This window comes from Bradyrhizobium sp., from assembly GCF_030693485.1.
Taxonomy (GTDB): domain Bacteria; phylum Pseudomonadota; class Alphaproteobacteria; order Rhizobiales; family Xanthobacteraceae; genus Bradyrhizobium.
The window spans coordinates 1-3,281 of the sequence record NZ_JAUYAN010000025.1; the positions used below are offsets into that span (position 1 = coordinate 1).

The following is a 3,281-nucleotide window of genomic DNA, read 5'->3' on the forward strand; positions in this document are numbered from 1 at the left end:
ACCGGAATCACCCGGCACTCCCCGCGCAATGGTTTACGGCTTATACGTGATCTCCCCGGCGAGCCCAGCTCTATTGCCACCGTCGCTCGCGGGACTGACCGCAAGCTTGACACCGACGTCGGGGGTGTCAGGACCACACGAGTTCGCCATCCGCATCAGGCGCCCTGGTCGAGAGCGCCATCCGCGTCCACCGCATCCCCGTCCCGCACTGGTGACCTTTGCGCAATGCCCCTCGGAGTGGGACGGGATGCGAAATCATATACTCCGGTTTCTAATTCCGATAAACAGAAATATTTTTTCGACAGGGGCTTGACATGATTTCCGGTAAACCGAAGTGATTTGCCCGGGTCGATTTAGTGAATTTGCATGATAATTCGTCGTTTTAGGCAGCATGGTTCGACGAAAGTTTTTTTCGCGGCATCCGAAGCTCCGGGCACACCCTCTTCCCGAGGGGCATCGCGAAGCGATGCGCATCGAAGGATGGCCGCAAGCATCGAGCAGCATCCTTCGAGGCTCGCCGTCAAGGGGCCGGCGGGCACCTCAGCGACGAGCGCAATTGCGCTCACGCGGGGATGACGGCTACCTGGCTAATCCTGTATCCTGGAAAAATCCGCTACCGCGCGCGTCGCGGCACGGATTTCGTTCAGCAGCTTCAGCCGGTTCTCGCGCACCTTGACTTCGTCGTCGTTGACCTTGATGCCTGCCTCCTTGCTGAAAAACGAATCTACTGCACTTCGAAGAGTTGAAAGACACTCCATTGCCATTTGGAAATCTTCCAACTTAACAAGATCACTCGCTTCCGTAACAGCACTCTGGATCGTGTTCCAAAGCCGTTTCTCGATCGGATTGATCATTAGCTCAGGATTGGGCGGTCCATCATAAATCACGCCATCCCTCTTCTCCTCGATCGAGAGGATATTGCTTGCGCGCTTGGTGCCGGCCAGTAGGTTCTTGCCATCATCGGTGTCGAGGAATGCCGCAAGCGCTTCGACACGCCGGACTACCATCAGGAGATCGTCCTGACCTCCAAGCGCGAACACCGCATCAACAAGATCATGTCGTGCGCCTTGATCGCGCAGCTGGACCTTTAAGCGCTCGGCAAAGAAGACCATCAGGTCGCCCACGGCCGGCGCAAGGTTTCCCAGCGCGAGACCTGGCGGAGCGCCATGATACCGAACATCTTGTACAATCGCCTTTGCTTCCGCAAAAGGAGCAAATTCAACCGACCCGAGGTCCATTAATACCTGATAAGTCAAATCTTCAGCGGGTCCACCACTAATCTGAACCTTGACAACTATCGCATGCGCGAAAAGCAACGGAAATAGACGCAGTCGAAGGCCATTATTTAGAATGATACGCAGAACTCCCAAAGCGGCCCTGCGTAGCGCAAACGGGTCTTTCGACCCCGTGGGTCTCTCCTCGATTACCCAAAAGCCGACCAACATATCGATCTTGTCCGCCAGCGCCACCGCGATGCTCACCGGATCAGTCGGCACCCGATCCGTCGGCCCCTGCGGCTTGTAGTGCTCTTCGCTCGCCGCGGCGATGACAGCATCCTCACCCTGCGCTAGCGCGTAGTACTTGCCCATCAAGCCCTGCAGCTCCGGGAACTCGCCGACCACCTCGGTCAGCAAATCCGCTTTCGCCAGCCGCGCGGCGCGCTTTGTCTTTTCAACGTCGGCGCCGACCAGTGGCGCGATTTCTGCCGCCAGCCACTCGATCCGCTTGATGCGCTCGCCCTGCGTGCCGAGCTTCTCATGAAACACGATCTGCTCGAATTTCGGCAGCCGGTCTTCCAGCTTCGTCTTCAGATCCGTCTCATAGAAAAACTTCGCATCGCTCAGCCGCGCGCGAATGACGCGTTCGTTGCCGGCGATGATGGCCTTGCCGCCGTCGGACGCCTCGATGTTGGCGGTGAGGATGAACTTGTTGGTGAGTTTTCCGGTTTTGGGATCGCTGACCACAAAACACTTCTGGTTGTTGCGGATCGTCGCGCGGATCACTTCGCCCGGGATCGACAGAAATTCCGGATCGAACGATCCCATCAGCACCACAGGCCATTCGACAAGCCCCGAAACCTCGTCGAGCAGCACCTGGTCCTCGACCAGTTCAAACCCTTGCGCGAAGGCCAACTGTTTGGCGTCGGCGAGGATGATGTCCTTGCGGGCCAGGGAATCGAGCACGACGTTGGCGGCCTTCAGTCTGGCCTCATAGTCCTCGAAGCGGCGCACCTCGATCGCATCAGGCGCCATGAAGCGATGTCCAAAGGTGGTCTGGCCGGCCTCGATGCCGTCGATGGCGAATTTCACCACCTCGGGGGCTTCGGTATCGATGCCGAAGGTCGCGACGATGGAATGCAGCGGCCGCACCCAGCTCAGCGCGCCCGGCCGGCCGGAGCGCTCGCCCCAGCGCATCTGCTTCGGCCACGGGAAGGTGCGGATGATGACCGGCAGCATGTCGGCGAGCACGTCCAGCGTGGCGCGGCCGGGCTTTTCGATCAGCGCGATGTAGAAATCGCCCTTCTTCGGATCGTGCTGGATTTTGGCCTCGTCGAGCGACTTCAGCCCGGTGGCTTTCAGGAATCCCTGCACGGCCGCATCCGGTCCGCCAACGCGCGGGCCCTTGCGCTCTTCCTTCAGGTCCGACTGGCGCGCGGGAATGCCGTGCACGGTCAGCGTCAGCCGCCGCGGCGTCGCGAACGCCTTGGCGCCCTCATAGACCAGGCCTTCGGCGACCAGCCTGTCGGTCACCATGCGGCGCAGATCGTCGGCCGCCCTCGCCTGCATGCGCGCGGGAATTTCTTCGGAGAACAGTTCGAGGAGAAGATCGGGCATTTACTTACCCTCCCCTGAAGGGGGAGGGTCGCCTGCCGCAGGCAGGCGGGGTGGGGTGACAGTGATTAGGTCGTGGATGGTCTCAAGCACAGCGTCGGTCCTGCTCATCACATCGTTGTTCCAAAATCGTATCACTCTATAGCCTTCCGATTGCAGCCAGCGTGTCCGGATATCGTCGCGGCGAAGCCCCTCATCATCTCCGTGCTGCGATCCATCGACCTCGACGATGAGCCGCTCCGCCAGACAGGCGAAATCGGCAATGTAGGGTCCGATGACCACCTGCCTTCTGAAGTGACTTCCCTTCGCATCCAATCTTCGCAAATGCCGCCAGAGAATTTGCTCGGCGACTGTCGTATTTGCGCGCAGCCGGTTCGCTGTCTTGCGCTTGAAGTCGCTGATTGGCTTCCTTGCCATATCGCTACCACCTTCCCCCCACCCCCCACCCCC

2 protein-coding genes are annotated in these 3,281 nt (G+C 59.6%); both read right to left on the reverse strand.

The window, feature by feature from the left end:
* Positions 1-587: 587 nt before the first annotated feature.
* On the reverse strand, positions 588-2,834 hold the full coding sequence (glyS, locus tag Q8N40_RS02065; RefSeq protein ID WP_305710625.1) for a glycine--tRNA ligase subunit beta: 2,247 nt from the start codon (positions 2,832-2,834) through the stop codon (positions 588-590).
* Positions 2,835-3,248, reverse strand: coding sequence for an endonuclease domain-containing protein (locus tag Q8N40_RS02070; protein WP_305710626.1), 414 nt, complete (start codon positions 3,246-3,248; stop codon positions 2,835-2,837). It abuts the gene before it with no gap.
* Positions 3,249-3,281 lie beyond the last annotated feature (33 nt).